The following is a 17258-nucleotide window of genomic DNA, read 5'->3' on the forward strand; positions in this document are numbered from 1 at the left end:
CTGAACGATCAGCATTTTGAGGCTTGGAGCGTCCCCTGTGCACTCTGAACAGGCAGCGCAACGCTTGCCTCGGAGGGCGTATAATGGCCGCGTCGAAAGCGTCTGCCCTGAATGACGGGCAGTTCCAGCAACTCAAAAACAAGAATCCATTGCTCAACCCGGACTTGTCGATATGCCGCTGTGCGTACTGGCAGGCTCTTGTTCAATTCAAAAAAATTAGCCGGCACTGGCAGGGCGAAGTGTTGGCGGTCGAAACCCAACTGCACCGCGCAAGCTGCTTTTAGAGGTCGTGAAATGAGTAAAAAAAGGTACCCCAGGTTTTTTGGCTTCTTGGCCCTTTTCGGTATGCTTCTGCTCACTGGATGCGACGGCGTACCTCTGCTCGATCCAAAAGGGCAGGTGGGTATTGAGCAACGCAACCTGATTATAATCGCTACGTTGCTGATGCTGATCGTCGTGATCCCGGTCATCCTGATGACCCTGATCTTCGCCTGGAAGTATCGCGCTTCGAACAAGGCTGCCAAGTACACGCCGGACTGGTCGCACTCCACCAAGATCGAAATCGCAGTCTGGGGCGTACCCATGCTGCTGCTGGTCTTCCTGGGGTACATCACTTACGTCTCTACGCACGAGCTGGACCCTTACCGTCCACTTGAGTCTGACGTCAAGCCGGTCACCATTCAGGCTATCTCGGTCGACTGGAAGTGGGTATTCATCTACCCGGACTACGGCATCGCCACAGTCAACAAGATCGTGTTCCCTGCCAAGACGCCGATCAATTTCCAGGTCACGTCGGACAGTGTGATGAACTCGCTATTCATCCCCGGCCTGGGTGGTCAGATCTACGCGATGGCGGGCATGCACACCAAGTTGCACCTGATTGCCAACGAGAATCACGAGTTCAACGGTATGTCGGCCAACTACAGCGGCGCGGGCTTTACTGGTATGAAGTTCAAGGCTACTGCCACCAGTCAGGCTGATTTCGACGCCTGGGTCAGTGAAGTCAAGAACTCACCCAAAAAGCTTGGCACTGCTGAGTACGCCGAGCTGATCAAACCGAGCGAACGTAACCCAGTCGAACTCTTTTCCTCGGTCACCCCGAACCTGTTCCAGATCGTCATCGACAAGTATGAAGGTATGAATCCAGGCAAGAAGGTCGTCGCTGGCGAGAAAGAAGCGGCCGGTGACGCTGGTGCGGAAAAAGGCAAAAATTCAGCTGCTGGGGCAGAGGAGTAAACGATGTTTGGCAAATTAAGTCTGGAAGCGGTACCGTTCCACGAGCCGATAGTCATGGTGACACTTGCCATGATCGCGCTTGGCGGTATTGCGGTTGTCGGGTTGATCACCTATTTCCGCAAGTGGACATACTTGTGGTCTGAGTGGCTCACTTCCGTTGACCACAAGAAAATCGGCGTGATGTACATCGTCGTTGCCATGGTCATGCTGCTGCGCGGCTTTGCCGACGCCATCATGATGCGTACTCAACTGGCAATGGCCCAGAACGGTGCCGAAGGGTTCCTTCCGCCTGAGCACTATGACCAGATCTTCACCGCTCACGGTGTGATCATGATCATCTTCATGGCGATGCCGTTCTTCACGGGTCTGATGAACATCGTTCTGCCTCTGCAGATCGGCGCTCGCGACGTGGCGTTCCCGTTCCTGAACTCCTTGAGCTTCTGGTTGTTGGTAGCAGGCATGCTGCTGATCAACCTGTCTCTGGGTGTCGGTGAATTCGCCAAGACCGGCTGGGTTGCGTATCCGCCTCTTTCCGGGCTGCAATACAGTCCTGGTGTGGGGGTTGACTACTACATCTGGGCGCTACAGTTATCCGGGTTAGGTACGACGCTGACGGGGGTCAACTTCCTCGTGACCGTGCTGAAAATGCGTACCCCTGGCATGAAACTGATGGACATGCCGATCTTCACCTGGACCTGCACCTGGGCAAACATCCTGATCGTGGCTTCTTTCCCGATCCTGACCGCTACCCTGGCGCTGCTGACTCTTGACCGCTACATGGACTTCCACATTTTTACGAACGAAATGGGTGGTAACCCCATGATGTACGTGAACCTGTTCTGGGCGTGGGGTCACCCTGAGGTATACATTCTGATCCTGCCGGCCTTCGGTGTGTTCTCGGAAGTTATCTCGACGTTCTCCGGCAAGCGACTGTTCGGCCACAAGTCGATGATCTTCGCTTCCGGTGCGATCTGTATCCTTGGGTTCATGGTCTGGCTGCACCACTTCTTCACAATGGGTGCGGGTGCCAACGTCAACGCCTTCTTCGGTCTGGCGACGATGCTCATCGCGATCCCGACGGGTGTGAAACTGTTCAACTGGCTGTTCACGATGTATCAGGGCCGTCTGCGCTTCACCGCGCCAGTACTCTGGACCCTGGGCTTCATGGTCACCTTCTCGATCGGCGGCATGACCGGCGTTCTGTTGGCGATCCCTGGTGCTGACTTCGTGCTGCACAACAGCCTGTTTGTAATTGCTCACTTCCACAACGTGATCATTGGTGGTGCGGTATTCGGTTACATCGCCGGCTTCGCGTTCTGGTTCCCTAAAGCGTTCGGTTTCAAACTGAACGAGAAGTGGGGCAAGGCAGCGTTCTGGTTCTGGATCGTCGGCTTCTTCGTCGCGTTCATGCCGCTGTACGCGCTGGGCTTCCTGGGCATGACCCGTCGCCTCAACGCTACCGACATGCCAGAGTGGAACATCTACCTGGACGTCGCGCTGTTCGGTGCCGTGCTGATTGCCATGGGTATCGCTTCGCAGCTCATCCAGCTGTTCGTGAGCATCCGTGACCGCGACAGCAACCGCGACCTGACTGGTGACCCATGGAATGGCCATACCCTGGAATGGTCCACTTCGTCGCCACCGCCGTTCTACAACTTTGCCGAGCTGCCCAAGGCTGACGACATCGATCCGTTCACCGATGCCAAACGTGCCGGTACCGCTTACCAGGTTCCTGCCCGCTACTCGGCGATCCACATGCCTAACAACACGGCTACCGGCCTGTACATGGGTATGTTGCTGACGGTCTTCGGCTTCGGGTTCATCTGGCACATCTGGTGGCTGGTAGGCGTAAGCCTGGTAGCAACCATCGCAGTCTTCGTCGCTCATGCCATACGTGACGATCAGGGCTACATGGTGCCTGCTGAAGATGTAGCGCGTATTGAAGGTGAGCATCACAAGGTCCTGGCGGCCAATGGTGCATACACTCCTGTCAAGTCCTCGCTGGAACAGGTTTAAACATGTCAAATATTGCTATCAACTCCGGAGCCCAAGATCACGGTCACGACCATGATCACGGGCATGACGATCACCACGACAGCGGTGCCATGACGGTCTACGGCTTCTGGCTGTACCTCATGACCGACTGCGTGTTGTTCGCCTCGTTCTTCGCGGTCTACGCCGTGATGGTCAACAGTGTCGCGGGTGGTCCGTCGGGCCACGACATCTTCCTGCTGCCATTCGTGGCAGTGGAAACCGCGTTCCTGCTGGTAAGTAGTATCACCTACGGCTTTGCCATGCTGGCGCTGTACAAGGGTAACAAGAGTCAAGTGCTGGGCTGGCTGGCACTGACCTTCCTGTGTGGCGCTTCCTTCATCGGGATGGAAGTCTATGAATTCCATCACCTGATCCACGAAGGCTTTGGTCCGAGCCGCAGCGGCTTCCTGTCAGCGTTCTTCGCGCTGGTCGGCCTGCACGGCGTCCACGTGACCAGCGGTCTGATCTGGATGGCAATCATGATGTTCCAGGTCCAGAAAAAGGGCCTGACCAACACCAACAAGACGCGCCTGAGCTGCCTTAGCCTGTTCTGGCACTTCCTGGACGTTGTCTGGATCGGCGTGTTCACCGTTGTCTATCTGATGGGAGCTTTGTAATGTCAAATTCGCATCAATCCGCTGAAGACAATAGTCACGGCTCCGTGAAGTCGTACATCATCGGTTTCGTACTGTCGATCATCCTGACCGCCATTCCGTTTGCCCTGGTGATGTCGCCTTCGCTGCCGAAGGACATGACGATTGCGATCGTCCTGGTCTTCGCGATCATCCAGATCCTCGTGCATTTGCATTATTTCCTGCACCTGGACTTCACCAGCGTGCAGCGCAACAACGTGATGGCCTTCGCCTTTACCACGATGGTTATCGTCCTGCTGGTTGGCTTGTCGCTGTGGATCATCTTCAGCGTCCACCGCGAAATGATGGCGCATTGAGGAATACCAGATGTCACTGAAGCACTTTATCCAAATCACCAAACCGGGGATCATTTTCGGTAACGTGCTTTCGGTGGCAGGTGGCTTTTTTCTGGCTTCCAAGGGAAATATCGACTTCAGCGTGTTCCTCGCTGCGGTAATCGGTACTTCCCTGGTGGTTGCGTCAGGTTGTGTATTCAATAACTGCATCGATCGCGATATCGACCAGCGGATGGAAAGGACCCGCAACCGGGTCCTGGTTCAGGGCCTGGTTTCTTTGAAACTGGCCTTGCTCTACGCCACCGTGCTTGGTGTTGCGGGCGTTGCTTTGCTGTACACCAAGGCCAACCCACTGGCTGCACTGTTCGCGGTGATTGGCTTCGTCATCTACGTTGGCTTCTACAGCCTGTATCTGAAGCGCAGATCCGTTCACGGCACACTTGTCGGTAGCCTCTCGGGGGCAATGCCTCCGGTCATCGGTTATTGTGCAGTGAGCAACAGCTTCGATTTCGCGGCATTGACGCTACTGGTGATGTTCAGCCTTTGGCAGATGCCGCACTCTTATGCCATCGCGATCTTCCGATTCAATGACTATAGCGCGGCGAAGATTCCGGTTCTGCCGGTCAAACGCGGCATTTTGGTCACCAAGCGCCACATCCTGCTCTACATTCTGGCGTTCCTCGTGGCGACCCTGATGTTGACGGTAGGCGGTTATGCGGGGCTGAACTATCTCGCTGTCGCGGCGGGCATGGGTATGTACTGGTTGTACATGGCCTGGAAGGGCTACAAGGCCGTTGACGATACTGTCTGGGCTCGCAAGTTGTTCGTGTTCTCTATCTTCACCATTACTGCCCTGAGCGTGATGATGTCGGTGGACTTTCAGGTGACAAAGGAATTGTTGGTGACCTACGCTTTCTGATCGCACCTGACGAGAAACACCCAAACCCATTTCGAAAGGAATGGGTTTTTTTTTGCCGAATATCCTGCCTTGGCTAACCTGAGCAGGTCGGCGAAAGACCTTCAAAAGGATGCATAAACGACCGGTTACAGGGTGTAAGTGCCCAAAAATGGAAAAAAGTATCAGCTTGCAGCATGATGTGCCGGTTTTCATACAATCTATTATAGATTTGGTTCCCGTTTTCGAGGGCCGATCAGTGGATTGGCAGTTACCCATGAGTTTTTCGGAAAGTCAGATCCGTATGCCCAAGCCCTTAGTCTCTATCATCGCGCCCTGTTATAACGCCGAGCGATTTCTGGAGGACGCGATTCGGAGCATCTTTGCCCAGGATTACGAAAATTTCGAAGTCATCGTTGTAGACGATGGCTCCACTGACAACAGCATCGCAATGCTTGAGTCCTTGCAGCAGCGCTATTCTTTTCAGCTCTACCGTCAGGCTAATCAGGGCGTCAGTGCTGCGCTCAATCACGGCCTTCAGTACGCGCAGGGTGTGTACCTTTCGACGCCCGACCTTGACGACATCATGCTTCCATCGTCGGTGCGCCTTCGTGCGGAGTATCTGGACAAGCACCCCGAGGTGGGCTGCGTCGGCGCGCTTGTCAGCTACATGGACTGCGACGGCAACATGATCAAGTGTCAGTCCCGGGATCACATCGAATACCTGAGTTTCGACGACGTATTACGTGGCGCGGTGGTGGTGGGAGCGCCGGTGGCGCTGTACCGGATGAAAGCCATGCGCGATGCGAACGGTTACGACCCGGAGATAAAGGTCCAGGATTTTCAGGCAACCCTGAGAATTGCTCACTTGGGATATGAAATGCACGTCATTCCCCAGATCGTGACACGCTACCGCCGTCATCCGAACAATCTTTCGCGCAAGTACAAGGTGTTGCTGGACGCCGATCTGAGGGCTATCGAGCCTTACCGCGACCATCCCGAATATCAGAGGGGCAGGACATTGCTGGTCAACAAGGCCCTCAAATACGCAGCGGTTGCAGACAAGCGATATGCCTGGAAACTGCTGCGCTCTATCCCGTTTAAATATGCCGATCGTACAACCTGGCGGCGCTGCATGCGTTTACTCTTCAGCTACCGGTAATGCGGTAAGGCTGTTCGAAATGGAAATGATTCAAGGTAACCATGAAATTCATCGAGCTTCTGAAAACAAGGAAAGTGCGCAGGCAACTGCGCCAAATGGACAAGCTGGAGCGACATGCCGAAAAAATCAGATTGAAGTACCCGCGTGCGGTGGTAGGCGTGGGGACTTACGGCATACCGGAGATTGTCGATTTTGGTGACGACGCAATACTGAGGGTCGGTGCCTACACCTCGATTGCCGAAGGGGTGAAGATTCTGCTGGGCGGCGAACATCGTACCGACTGGATCACGACCTATCCGTTTCCGGCGATGGTCGAGCAAGTAGCGGATATCAAAGATTACGCGCCGAGCAAAGGCGATGTGGTGATTGGCAGTGACTGCTGGATCTGCGCCAACGCCATCATTGTGTCGGGGGTCACGATCGGTCATGGAGCCATCGTGGGCGCGGGCGCAATGGTCGTGCGGGATGTGGCGCCTTATTCGGTCGTTGGCGGCAACCCCTGCAAGTTCATCCGGTGGCGTTTTGAAGAGGACGTCCGCGAACTGTTATTGCAAGCCGCCTGGTGGGACTGGCCAATGGAAGAGGTCAAATCCGTGGCGCGAACCTTGTGCAGTGCGGACATGAATACGTTTGTCGACTACATTCGCCAGCGCCAGGCATCTCGTTCTCCTGCGGATAAATAACCGTCGTACACCGACAGCGCATGCTTTTGGCGACGCGTCATAAATGCCATGTCGGTTTGCATTTATTTCAAACCTCAGACGCTGAATGATCTGGCAGAATAAGGCATTGGCCTGACTCGTCCAGGCAGTCGCTAAAATGATAGAGGGCGTTATGAGTCAAGAAAGCATCAACTGGGACACGCTGGGTTTCGATTACATCAAGACTGACAAACGCTATCTTTCTCATTGGCGCGACGGTGCCTGGGATCAGGGTGCGCTGACTGAAGACAACACACTGCATATCAGTGAAGGCTCGACGGCGCTGCACTATGGTCAGCAATGCTTCGAGGGGCTCAAGGCCTATCGCTGCAAAGATGGTTCGATCAACCTGTTTCGTCCCGACCAGAACTCGTTGCGCATGCAGCGCAGTTGTTCTCGTCTGCTGATGCCCCATGTTCCGACCGATGTCTTTATCGAGGCCTGCAAGCAGGTTGTCAAAGCCAACGAACGCTTTATTCCGCCTTATGGCTCCGGCGGCGCGCTTTACCTGCGCCCGTTCGTGATTGGTGTGGGCGACAACATTGGCGTGCGAACCGCGCCTGAGTTCATCTTTTCGATTTTCTGCATTCCGGTTGGCGCCTATTTCAAGGGTGGCCTCAAGCCGAACAACTTCGTGATCTCCGGCTACGATCGCGCCGCGCCGAACGGCACCGGTGCTGCCAAGGTCGGTGGCAACTATGCCGCCAGCCTGATGCCCGGTTCCGAGGCCAAGAAGCACAGCTTCGCGGATTGCATCTACCTCGACCCACAGACCCATTCCAAGATCGAAGAAGTGGGTTCGGCGAACTTCTTCGCCATTACCAATGACGATGTGTTCCTGACGCCTAAGTCGCCATCAGTGCTGCCGGGCATCACCCGCCTGTCGCTGATCGAGCTGGCGCAGTCCCGACTCGGTCTCACGGTCGAAGAGGGCGATGTCTTCATCGATCAACTCGACACGTTCAAGGAAGCGGGTGCTTGCGGAACGGCTGCGGTGATCACCCCGATCGGCGGGATCTCCTACAACGACAAACTGCACGTGTTCTATAGCCAGACCGAAGTTGGCCCGGTGACCCAGCGTCTGTACAAGGAACTGACCGGCGTTCAATCGGGCGACATCGAGCCGCCTGCCGGCTGGATCGTCAAGGTCTGATGAGCTGAGAACTTGCTACAGTTGACCGTTCCCACGCAGCGCGTGGGGGCGGCACTGGCGGCATCTGCATTGCTCAAAAGTTAGTTCATTATCCTGGCGGTTTCTCTTCCTCAACCAGCTCCTTCGCTGGCCCCAGCACGATCGACAAGTGCCGCAGGTCATTGACCTCGACGCTGTAACTCTTGCCCGAGGGGCTCTGGGTAAGTGTTCCCAGTGCATAGATCGTGAAAAACTTTACGTCATCGGCATGGCTCAGCAACTCGCTGATATAGCGGCTGGAACGATAGGCCTGCATCTGCGCAGGTGACACGTACAGCGTGACCAGTTTGCCTTCGAGGCGGTCGAAAAACTTGAACTTGAAACCCAGCCCGTAGCGCTGCTCTATCAGCCCGCCGCCAAACAACACGCGGCCGTTGTCGCCGGGTTTGGCGAATTTGATGTGGCGAAAGTATGAGCGCAACGATACTTCGCCCTGACCGGGAATCTTCAGTTTCAGCAACTTGAAGTCTTCCAGCGGCAGTTCGGCCTTGGCTTGCCGATAGCTGTCCACGAGCCGTTCCAGGTTATTGGTGCGGGTCTCGCTGTAACGGGGCTTCTTGGGCGTGACAGTTTCTGCCGATGGGGTGGCTGCGGGGAGTCGGGGTTCGCGGGTGCCCGCTTTTTCCAGTCCAGACTCCTCCTTGGTCGGCTCCTTGATGGTCGGATCGAATACATCAATGTAATCATCCAGCTTGCGTTTGGCCTTGCGCAAGCGCGTCTGGACGTCAGTTTCTTCAACCGGATCCTCCGGCTTCTCGTCAGCGGTCTCGTCTACCCATTCGCAATCCGGGTGGTGATCGTAATGTGGGTTGGCGCGAAAATGCGCGGCAACGAACGTCGGGTTGTCCTGGGGCTTCACATCATAGCGAACCCCGGTCACCTTGGCCCCGAGTGCCCGGCAAGCTTCGTTGGAGCAGAGAAATTCGAAGCGCGTACGTGGCGGCTCCTGAGAAAAGTACTCCCGCCGGGCGGCTGCAATCGACAGCTCTTGTTGCAGCTCAACGCAAAACGCGCGGGTAATGGGCTTGCTGGGCTTCATGCTCGTGGACTGCCTTCCGGGTATTGGTCTGCAACAAGCTATTTCACCGGGACACGCCTTGCAACCATTGTGCATCACGCACGCAGCAAGCCAATTCCACGGACCGCTCGGTCTGCCTATTCGACAGGCACCGCCAGCCACTCACCCAGCGCCTGCTGGTACTCACCGGTGGCCTTGCTCAGGTGCAGCCATTGATCCACATAGCTTTTCCAAGCCATGTCGTCGCGGGGCAGGAGGTAAGCCTTTTCACCGTATTGCATGTAACGGGTCGGGTTGACTGCGCACAGGCCCGGCATGCGTTTCTGTTGGTAAAGCGCTTCTGAGGCGTCGGTGATCATCACGTCGGCTTTTTTATCCAGCAACTTCTGGAAGATGGTCTTGTTGTCGTGAAAAGCCAGCGAGGCCTTCGGCAGGTGAGCACGAGCGAACGCTTCATTGGTGCCGCCGGCGGGTTCGATCAAGCGCACTGAAGGCTGGTTGATCTGCTCGACGGTCTGATACGACGCCTGATCTTCGCAGCGCACCAGCGGAATCTTGCCATCGACATCCAGGGTATTGCTGAAGAAGGCTTTCTTCTGCCGCTCCAGGCTGACTGAAATACCGCCCATGCCAATGTCGCACTTCCCGGCAATCATGTCCGGCATCAGGGTCTTCCAGGTCGTGGGCACCCACTGCACTTTTACTCCAAGGCTCTTGGCCAGCGAGCGCGCCATGGTGATATCGATGCCCTCGTATTCACCATCTTCACGCAGCAATGTGTAGGGTTTGTAGTCGCCTGTGGTGCAGACCGACAGTTGGCCCTCCTGCAGAACCTTGTCCAGGTGCGAGGCTGAGTCCTCAGCCTGAGCCAGACCTGTGATGCCCAAAAGCAGGGCGGTCAGTGCGCTGTATTTCAGATTGATCATGGGGCGGGATGCTCGCGGCAGTACATTTGATTTTATAAGGTCGACAGAGTGCTTCATTTGTCACACCGGTGTGAAGCAGTAATCAATTTCTGTGCCACGGGTATTTCTTCTACACGGGGGTTGAACATTTCGTAAAAAAGCGTAATGTTGTCCCCCATGATTCTTGAGCAAATCAAAGCGGTCGGCAATGACACTCGCATGTTGATCATGGAGTGGCTGAAAGACCCGCAAGCCCACTTTCCTCCACAGGACCACGGTGATCCGGCGATAGGGGTGTGCGTGTCGCATATTCAGGCCAAGGCCAGTCTGTCGGCCTCCACCGCATCCGCGCACCTGGCCATTCTGCAGCGTGCCGGGCTGGTTCAGGCAACGAGGATTGGCAAGTGGACTTACTTCCGTCGTGACGAACAGGCCATCGACCGGTTTGCCGATAGGCTCAAGAAAGAACTATAAGTTTTATTTATACATTTCGTCATTTTGCGTAATGTTGAATTGATAGGAGATTGACCATGAGCAACACAACCATCTACGTGCAGGCTGGCGGCGGCTACGATCAGGTCAGCGTTGGCGAAAGCGAAGTGCTGGCACCGAAGGCCGGCGAAATTACCGTGCGTCTGCATGCCAATTCGCTCAATTATCATGACTACGCTGTCGTTACCGGCATGTGGGCACCGAGCGAGAAGCGCATTCCCATGGCCGACGGTGCAGGCGTCGTGACTGCCATAGGCGAGGGCGTCAGCGAGTTCAAGGTTGGCGATTCCGTGGTCAGCACGTTCTTCCCTGAATGGATCAGCGGTGAGCCTTTGGTTGAGGGGTTCGTCACCGTTCCTGGTGATGGCGTCGACGGTTATGCCCGTGAGCAGGTGACTGCCCGTGCGACCTCTTTTACCCATGCACCAGTGGGCTACAGCCATGCCGAAGCATCTACCCTGACCACTGCGGGCCTGACTGCATGGCGCGCGTTGATGGTCGATGATGCGTTGAAAGCCGGTGACACTGTGTTGGTGCAAGGCACTGGAGGCGTGTCGATCTTCGCCTTGCAGTTCGCCAAAATGGTAGGCGCAACCGTGATCGCAACCTCTTCCAGTGATGAAAAACTTGAGCGTCTGCAGGCAATGGGTGCCGATCACCTAATCAACTATCGCAAGGACAGCAATTGGGGTGAGACGGCCCGCAAGCTGACTGGCGGCCGTGGTGTCGATCACATCATTGACGTAGGCGGTCCTTCGACGTTGCAGCATTCCATGAACGCAGCACGCGTTGCTGGCCACATCTCGGTCATCGGTATTCTGAGTGGTGTGGCCGGTCAACTGGAGTTCGTCCCGGCGCTGGTCAAGCAGCTTCGCATGCAGGGAGTTCTGGTGGGCAGCCGCACTCAGCAGCAGGATATGATTCGCGCAATCGATGCCAACGGCATGCGCCCGGTCATGGATCGTTCGTTCCCGATGACCGACATTGTCGAAGCGTTCAAGTACCAGGAGACCAACCAGCATTTCGGCAAGATCTGCCTGGATATCTGAGTACCTTTCAGCACTGGCCCTTTGTGTGAATAGCCGCGCAAAGGGCTCTATCACCGACCTGTCGACAAATGTCGGCAGGTCGGTTGTGACGTTTTGCATTACTTTCCCGAGCGGTCCTCGCTCATCTTTTTGCATAGAATTGCGCTGATTCTGGTCACACCCTCTGTGACCTCAAGGACGTTGCGTGGCTTACAGATTCAATTTGCCTGAAGCAATGTCCCTTTCGATTACCTGATCAGGGACGCATTGAAACCTATGAAACCTCATCTTTGGCTAGGCCTGCTTGGCGTATTTTCCTTCAGCGTTCAGGCTGCATCGCTGGACGTTCCGATCAATCTCGTCAGTGCAGATGGCGCACCCAAACCCATCGGCAGTGTTTCTGTGAGCGAAACGGAATATAGCTTGCTGTTCACGCCTAAACTGACTGACCTGCCCGCAGGCGTCCATGGCTTTCATGTGCATGAAAACGGCAGTTGCGATGCAGGCACCAAAGACGGCGTGAAGGTTGCTGCCTTGGCAGCGGGCGGCCACTTTGATCCTGCCAAGGCCGGCAAGCATCTTGGTCCTTACGCAAATGGCCACTTGGGCGATCTGCCTGCGCTGTATGTCATGGCCGACGGCACCGCGAACTACCCGGTATTGGCTCCGCGCCTGAAAAAGCTGTCAGAAATCAAAGGCCACGCATTAATGATCCATGCTGGCGGCGATAACCACTCCGACATGCCCAAGCCATTGGGTGGCGGCGGGGACCGTGCAGCGTGCGGTGTGATCTGATAAGGGCCTTCTGAAAAACAGTTCCGCCGTCTGGCGCTTTGAAAACACCCAAAGCGCCAGCACGTCAGGTGCTTACAACTGTTTTCAGATTGTGGCGCATGTGCCTCGTACTTTATTAACGATCAAGCGCGCTTGAGCGCTTCCGCATGGTGCATCGCCAAATGCCCGGTCTTGTCGCTCTTCACTTCGAACTGCGGCTCATCCTTGGATGCCGGCCGGTGTTTGCCCATGAATTCGACATCCTTTACATGCACTTTCGTGACCTTGCCGTGTATCTCGCCCGCTTCGGAATTCCAGCGTACAGCGTCGCCAACCTTGAATGCAGTAGTCATCGGGATGCCCTCGTAATAGATGAGCGGACGATCTGTTGCTGTCGCCCATTAATACTCGGACTTGTCAGTGGCTGAAGAATTCAGCATGTTGACCGTCTGGTTGGCCTTTATCTTGCTCATGTATTTTCTGCCGAAAATAAAGGAATAGATGACATAAGGGAGTGGCTTACAGGCGTACAGATTACCAATGATCAAATTCAGGTCGTGGGTGCCGAGGTCTTGAAACACGGTCGCGCAATGTCAGAGGCGAAAGGGGGGCTGGCTGACCTGATCGCCTGCATGGTCATGGAAAACGATCTACTGATTGGCGGTGCGACAGGTCGCACCGAGTTCCGGCGACTCTTCGTGAGCTACCTGTGGATTGACGCTCAGTCTCGCGGAAAGGGCCTGGGGGCAGAGACGTTGCGCAGGATTGAAGGTTTGGCCATCGAGCGAGGCTGTGTGGACGCTTTAATCGAAACGCTGGATGACGATGTCGCCAAGTAGTATGCGCGCTGCGGTTACAAGCTGATCGCGTGTCTCCCCGACTACTGCGGGCCCTGGAGCCGTAATACACTACTGAAGTCATTCGAAAGATAGAGTTTTATGTGATGAGCGCGAGGTGTGAGCGCGATAAGCGTGCGCCCCAGACACCTCTCATCTCTCGTCGCAGTAGACGTGCGGTTCGCGATTAAGGCCTGAGCGTCAGTCGTGCATGCCGCGCAGTATGGTCAGTCTGTGCAGGATCTTGAGAATGTAGCCTTTCTCGATCATTCCACCATGGTGTCCATCGCAAAAGCGTTCGCCCCTGGTGCAATAGGTGAGCATGGTTTGTATGTCTGCAAGGTTTGCCTGAGTGATATAAGCATCGTTTTCGAGGATGTCTCCTGCGCCATGACTTATATAATCAACGTCTGTCCAGCAGTCTTTACCTGCGGCACGATAGAAGTCGTTTACGACCTGGAAGTACTCCGGCCAATACGTGTTCTCCTTGACGACATACGTCTTGATGGCTATCCCGCAGGGGTACAACCGTGGCAGATACGACAACAGTTCATCGATATCCTCAGGCGTTGGTACAGGTTCGCCGGGTGAGCGCGTCTCGCTTGACGGGTGTGGCAGGAACGTCCTGACGTGCTTTGGCGTATGCCATTCCACATAGATATCAAACGCCATTACTTGCCCGGCGGTCTTTCGTGCGTTCTTGTACTGCTGCAGTTGTTCTCTGTAATACTGAAACGCTTGCGATTGGACGCCGTCAGCAAACAGTGAGGCGATGGCTGCGGATTGTATCAGCCAGTACATAGAGGGCGAACTATCGGCTTTCATACTGGCCAAGGTGATTGCCGTATTGAGTAACTCTTGAGCTAACTTGCGCCCTGTTTCACGGGATGTATCGTCCTGCGTGGAGAAGCCCTCGCGCATCCTGCGAGTGGCCGTGTGACGTTAAATGCACTCATCGTTGTTCATGCTGTTGATCAGGCGACCGAAAGCGCTTTGTACATCGTCGTAGCCACGCTTGATCGGGTTGGCCACTCTCCAGTGCATCTCGCTGCTGTTTTCACGTTTGTAATTACCGCTTCGCGCATCGCTGATGGCCTCACGTCCTTTGCCGACGAAGCCGTTCAGGTCGTTCATGATAGAAACGCAGCCAATCGGACGTTTTTGCGCACGGGACTTCTTGTCCCAGTTCTCGATCATCTGCGCTGTTTTGTTCAGACTTGCTTCGAAAGGCTTTGCTGTTTCTTCGCTTCCGGCGTTCTTGAAGAATTCACCGGCCAGTCGTGCAGACTCTTTTGCATACACCACGATGCCGGCTCGGTAGTAGGCCTGCGAGTCTTTTTCTGCGCTTTCAAATGCAGTGCGGATGTTGATGTCGTCGCGCTTGCTTATTCCGTCAAAAAAAGCGGCTTGAGAGGTTGCGACATCCTTCATCCCGGCTTCGAGTGCTGGTTCCATTTCACGGGCCTTCTTCCCATCATCGGCAAGAAAGCCTTTGGACTGTGCGTAGTTTTCAAGTTCGGCGTGGATTGGCTCCAGCCTGGCCAATGCATCCAGCATGCCTTTGGCTGGCTCATCCAGTTCCGGCATGGGGGACTCGATGGCGAGCGCTTCTTTCAGGTTCTGTTGCCAGCCATTGATGGAGTAGGCGGTGAACAGATCGTAACTGGTCAGTTTTTTACCCGGCGCAAGCTTCTTCGGGTATTCGTTCAGACGACTCTCCAGCAATTCACCAAAGTCAGCGCCGTAATTGGCCGCTTTCACGTACTTATTGTACTTCTCGACCTCTGCCTGTTCGGCGCTCATTTGCTGTTGCGGCGGGCTGCCGGGCTGTACGACGTTTTGAGGTGCGTCGCTTTTGTCACACCCGATGAGGGAGAGGCTTATCGACATCAGTAACGCTGCCAGCCGGTTTCTTGAATGCACTTTGTTTTCCTTCCGTGTGTGGGGATATCGTCGTTCCATGGCCTGTGCAAATTCACAGACAGGCGTGGATGATGTCACAGTCGGGGCGGGGTCCAACAGTGTCTGCTGCGCTGTGCAACAGGACGTGAAGTCTTCAATGTGCGAGGAAAACAGTGCGTCGCTTCTCGCAGGTTCTGTATGCCATATCGGGGTTCCCGCAATGTTGTCTTGTGGTGTAAGTTTGAAAGCTTTCTGATCGATCGATCAGATATTCCTCTTCATGCCTGCCAAGGAATGCTTTCAATAATGAACTTTGCCCTCAAAAAACTGGCCGCAGCCACGCTGGTGCTGGCCAGTCTCTCGGTGGTTTCCACTTCGGCCTTTGCCAATCTCAGTGCGCAACAAAGTGCCGTCATCGTCAAGACGTTCAGTAATACCCCGGTCACTGACTTCAGGCAGTTTCTGGGAAATCTGGCCAAGGATGACGTCGCCAAAAGTGCCAATATCGGTCCTGCGATTAGCGCCTTCCTCGACAACAAAAAGCTGTCTGAAGATCAGCAGAACGAAATTCATCGCCTGCTCGGCCTTTATGCGCGGATGAAATACGGCAGTGCCGCCACGAAGACCCTGCGCGAGCTGGTCGCCATTCCGACAGTTCGTGTAGACGGTGTGGCTCAGCATGAAAACCCTGAGTTCATCAAGATCGCCGACAAGATCAAGGGCCTCGCCGAAAGCTTCGGCCTGAAGTTTCGCAACATCGATAATCGCGTCTATGAAATCTCACTGGACGGCAGTGGTGATGAAATCGTGGGTATTCACGTTCATGCCGACGTAGTGCCGGTGACGCCGGAGAACTGGGTATTGCCTGACGGCACCCGTCTGGACCCGTTCCACGTCACCTTGATCGGCGATCGCATGTACGGACGCGGCACTGAAGATGATAAAAACGGCATCGTTGTTTCGCTCTATGCCATGAAAGTTATCAAGGAAGAAAAGCTGCCGCTGGCGAGAAACTTCAAGTTGCTGATAGACACCACCGAAGAAACCGCTGGTGATGCTATTCCCTATTATTTCGAGCGTAATCCGACACCTGTTTACAACCTGGCACTGGATGGCGGTTATCCGGTTGTGATCGCGGAAAAGGGCTATGGCACTGTCATGGCGAGTTTTGCGAAGCGCGCCGCACAGGGCGAGGGCGCCGAGATCGTATCGATGACCGGAGGCATGGCCACCAATCAGATCCCGTCAAAATCGGTCGCTACGCTGGTGAGCGACAAACCTGCTGAACTGGCGGCCAGCCTGCAACAGGCCGGTGCCGATTATGTACAGCGCAATGGCGGCAACTTCGAAATCGCCACAAGGGTTGAAGGCAAGGACGTCAAACTGACGGTTACCGGTGTTTCCGCTCACTCATCAGAGCCCGAGTCCGGCGTCAATCCGGTAGCGAGAATGCTGGACTTCATCAACAGCCTCGAAGGCAAGGTCGCGCTCAAGCACACTCATATTACGGACGCCGCTCGCTATGCTGCCGAAAACTGGGGCCTGGACTATTTGGGCGAAAAGCTCGGCATCGGTTTTTCCGACGAATTCATGGGGCCGCTGACCGCTTCCCTGACGTACGTTGGACTGGATGACAAGGCATTCAAACTGGCGGTCAACTTGCGTGTGCCCAAGGGTAAATCCCCTGAAGTGCTCAAGTCTGAAATTGCCGGCAAGCTGGCGGCCTGGAGCCAGAAAACCGCTATCAAGCCAGCGTTCGACTATTCCATTGCCGAGCCCATGTATCGCAACCCTGAAGGTGAGTGGGTCAAGGCGTTGCTCGCCGTGGCCAGCGAAAACCTCGACATGAAACATGCGTTTGGTACTTCGGCAGGCGCCACTTCGGTACATGAACTGCCAAATGGCGTGCAGTTCGGTCTCGCCAGACCTGAAGTCAAGTACACCGGTCACACGGACAACGAGTTCAAGACTACCGAGCAGTTCTTGCTGGACCTGCAGATCGTTACCGAAATGATGGGGCGCATCGGGCAGTTGCCAACACTTTGATGTGACCCTTTCGGGCCTGCCGTCATGGGCAGGTCCTGTCTTTCCGGCTTATTGTTCAATACGGTTATGAAACTGCCCGTTGAAACTCAAGCCTGAAGCTGCTGCCAAA

Annotated in this window: 16 protein-coding genes and 2 pseudogenes; 13 read left to right on the forward strand and 5 right to left on the reverse strand. The window is 55.1% G+C overall.

The annotated features are described in order from the left end of the window. The first annotated feature begins 294 nt into the window (after positions 1-294). The 8 genes from cyoA (at position 295) to I9H09_RS05485 (ending at position 8109) form a co-directional block, all read left to right on the forward strand. Positions 295-1236 (forward strand): ubiquinol oxidase subunit II, encoded by a 942-nt coding sequence (cyoA, locus tag I9H09_RS05450; RefSeq protein ID WP_122324459.1) that lies wholly within the window; start codon positions 295-297, stop codon positions 1234-1236. A 3-nt stretch (positions 1237-1239) separates the two neighbouring features. Beyond that, positions 1240-3252, forward strand: coding sequence for a cytochrome o ubiquinol oxidase subunit I (gene cyoB / locus I9H09_RS05455; protein ID WP_122324460.1), 2013 nt, complete (start codon positions 1240-1242; stop codon positions 3250-3252). Between the two features lie 2 nt (positions 3253-3254). Beyond that, a complete protein-coding gene (locus tag I9H09_RS05460; protein WP_122347552.1) occupies positions 3255-3887 on the forward strand; it encodes a cytochrome o ubiquinol oxidase subunit III in 633 nt (210 codons plus the stop codon). Further along, positions 3887-4219 (forward strand): cytochrome o ubiquinol oxidase subunit IV, encoded by a 333-nt coding sequence (cyoD, locus tag I9H09_RS05465; protein WP_236502207.1) that lies wholly within the window; start codon positions 3887-3889, stop codon positions 4217-4219. Before I9H09_RS05460 ends, cyoD begins: the two co-directional genes overlap by 1 nt. A 10-nt stretch (positions 4220-4229) precedes the next feature. Continuing rightward, on the forward strand, positions 4230-5117 hold the full coding sequence (gene cyoE / locus I9H09_RS05470) for a heme o synthase (protein WP_005891467.1): 888 nt from the start codon (positions 4230-4232) through the stop codon (positions 5115-5117). A gap of 148 nt (positions 5118-5265) precedes the next feature. Next, positions 5266-6255 carry a glycosyltransferase family 2 protein gene (locus I9H09_RS05475; RefSeq protein WP_487250744.1) on the forward strand — a complete coding sequence of 330 codons (990 nt, stop codon included), beginning with the start codon at positions 5266-5268 and terminating at the stop codon, positions 6253-6255. A gap of 41 nt (positions 6256-6296) precedes the next feature. After that, complete coding sequence (locus tag I9H09_RS05480) at positions 6297-6938, forward strand: CatB-related O-acetyltransferase (protein WP_024671299.1); 642 nt, start codon at positions 6297-6299, stop codon at positions 6936-6938. 151 nt (positions 6939-7089) lie between these two features. Then, a complete protein-coding gene (locus I9H09_RS05485; protein WP_024691752.1) occupies positions 7090-8109 on the forward strand; it encodes a branched-chain amino acid aminotransferase in 1020 nt (339 codons plus the stop codon). 88 nt (positions 8110-8197) lie between these two features. Here I9H09_RS05485 and I9H09_RS05490 read toward each other — a convergent pair whose 3' ends face one another. Both I9H09_RS05490 and I9H09_RS05495 read right to left on the reverse strand, forming a co-directional pair. Further along, a complete protein-coding gene (locus I9H09_RS05490) occupies positions 8198-9187 on the reverse strand; it encodes a hypothetical protein (RefSeq protein ID WP_053931928.1) in 990 nt (329 codons plus the stop codon). A gap of 116 nt (positions 9188-9303) precedes the next feature. Further along, positions 9304-10092, reverse strand: coding sequence for a transporter substrate-binding domain-containing protein (locus I9H09_RS05495; protein WP_122347551.1), 789 nt, complete (start codon positions 10090-10092; stop codon positions 9304-9306). 144 nt (positions 10093-10236) lie between these two features. On the opposite strand from I9H09_RS05495, the gene I9H09_RS05500 reads away from it, so the two are divergent. The 3 genes from I9H09_RS05500 (at position 10237) to sodC (ending at position 12386) form a co-directional block, all read left to right on the forward strand. Further along, positions 10237-10545, forward strand: coding sequence for an ArsR/SmtB family transcription factor (locus I9H09_RS05500; protein ID WP_080268074.1), 309 nt, complete (start codon positions 10237-10239; stop codon positions 10543-10545). 56 nt (positions 10546-10601) lie between these two features. Further along, on the forward strand, positions 10602-11612 hold the full coding sequence (locus tag I9H09_RS05505; protein WP_054990373.1) for a zinc-dependent alcohol dehydrogenase family protein: 1011 nt from the start codon (positions 10602-10604) through the stop codon (positions 11610-11612). A 255-nt stretch (positions 11613-11867) separates the two neighbouring features. Next, positions 11868-12386, forward strand: a complete 519-nt coding sequence (gene sodC, locus I9H09_RS05510) for a superoxide dismutase family protein (protein ID WP_122347550.1) — start codon at positions 11868-11870, stop codon at positions 12384-12386. 122 nt (positions 12387-12508) lie between these two features. Here sodC and I9H09_RS05515 read toward each other — a convergent pair whose 3' ends face one another. Next, the gene (locus tag I9H09_RS05515; RefSeq protein ID WP_122347549.1) at positions 12509-12718 is read right to left on the reverse strand and encodes a hypervirulence associated TUDOR domain-containing protein; all 210 of its coding nucleotides are present in this window, start codon (positions 12716-12718) and stop codon (positions 12509-12511) included. 153 nt (positions 12719-12871) lie between these two features. Here I9H09_RS05515 and I9H09_RS26945 point away from each other — a divergent pair. Continuing rightward, positions 12872-13297 (forward strand): annotated as a pseudogene (locus I9H09_RS26945) (GNAT family N-acetyltransferase). 117 nt (positions 13298-13414) lie between these two features. On the opposite strand, the pseudogene I9H09_RS05525 reads toward I9H09_RS26945, so the two are convergent. Together I9H09_RS05525 and I9H09_RS05530 are read right to left on the reverse strand one after the other, a co-directional pair. Next, positions 13415-14083, reverse strand: a pseudogene (locus I9H09_RS05525) (DUF6508 domain-containing protein); the annotation flags it as partial. Between the two features lie 60 nt (positions 14084-14143). After that, complete coding sequence (locus I9H09_RS05530; RefSeq protein WP_183142488.1) at positions 14144-15124, reverse strand: YiiG family protein; 981 nt, start codon at positions 15122-15124, stop codon at positions 14144-14146. Positions 15125-15409: 285 nt separating this feature from the next. Here I9H09_RS05530 and I9H09_RS05535 point away from each other — a divergent pair, with 285 nt between their 5' ends. Continuing rightward, positions 15410-17149: a dipeptidase gene (locus I9H09_RS05535; protein ID WP_122311921.1), complete on the forward strand. Its 1740-nt coding sequence runs from the start codon at positions 15410-15412 to the stop codon at positions 17147-17149. Positions 17150-17258 lie beyond the last annotated feature (109 nt).

This window comes from Pseudomonas tremae, assembly GCF_023278125.1.
GTDB lineage: Bacteria > Pseudomonadota > Gammaproteobacteria > Pseudomonadales > Pseudomonadaceae > Aquipseudomonas > Aquipseudomonas tremae.

Bases quoted from the DNA above. Each gene is read 5' to 3' on its own strand.
- cyoA (WP_122324459.1), top strand. From the start codon at position 295: ATGAGTAAAAAAAGGTACCCCAGGTTTTTTGGCTTCTTGGCCCTTTTC.
- cyoB (WP_122324460.1), top strand. From the start codon at position 1,240: ATGTTTGGCAAATTAAGTCTGGAAGCGGTACCGTTCCACGAGCCGATA.
- I9H09_RS05460 (WP_122347552.1), top strand. From the start codon at position 3,255: ATGTCAAATATTGCTATCAACTCCGGAGCCCAAGATCACGGTCACGAC.
- cyoD (WP_236502207.1), top strand. From the start codon at position 3,887: ATGTCAAATTCGCATCAATCCGCTGAAGACAATAGTCACGGCTCCGTG.
- cyoE (WP_005891467.1), top strand. From the start codon at position 4,230: ATGTCACTGAAGCACTTTATCCAAATCACCAAACCGGGGATCATTTTC.
- I9H09_RS05475 (WP_487250744.1), top strand. From the start codon at position 5,266: ATGGAAAAAAGTATCAGCTTGCAGCATGATGTGCCGGTTTTCATACAA.
- I9H09_RS05480 (WP_024671299.1), top strand. From the start codon at position 6,297: ATGAAATTCATCGAGCTTCTGAAAACAAGGAAAGTGCGCAGGCAACTG.
- I9H09_RS05485 (WP_024691752.1), top strand. From the start codon at position 7,090: ATGAGTCAAGAAAGCATCAACTGGGACACGCTGGGTTTCGATTACATC.
- I9H09_RS05490 (WP_053931928.1), bottom strand. From the start codon at position 9,187: ATGAAGCCCAGCAAGCCCATTACCCGCGCGTTTTGCGTTGAGCTGCAA.
- I9H09_RS05495 (WP_122347551.1), bottom strand. From the start codon at position 10,092: ATGATCAATCTGAAATACAGCGCACTGACCGCCCTGCTTTTGGGCATC.
- I9H09_RS05500 (WP_080268074.1), top strand. From the start codon at position 10,237: ATGTTGTCCCCCATGATTCTTGAGCAAATCAAAGCGGTCGGCAATGAC.
- I9H09_RS05505 (WP_054990373.1), top strand. From the start codon at position 10,602: ATGAGCAACACAACCATCTACGTGCAGGCTGGCGGCGGCTACGATCAG.
- sodC (WP_122347550.1), top strand. From the start codon at position 11,868: ATGAAACCTCATCTTTGGCTAGGCCTGCTTGGCGTATTTTCCTTCAGC.
- I9H09_RS05515 (WP_122347549.1), bottom strand. From the start codon at position 12,718: ATGACTACTGCATTCAAGGTTGGCGACGCTGTACGCTGGAATTCCGAA.
- I9H09_RS05535 (WP_122311921.1), top strand. From the start codon at position 15,410: ATGAACTTTGCCCTCAAAAAACTGGCCGCAGCCACGCTGGTGCTGGCC.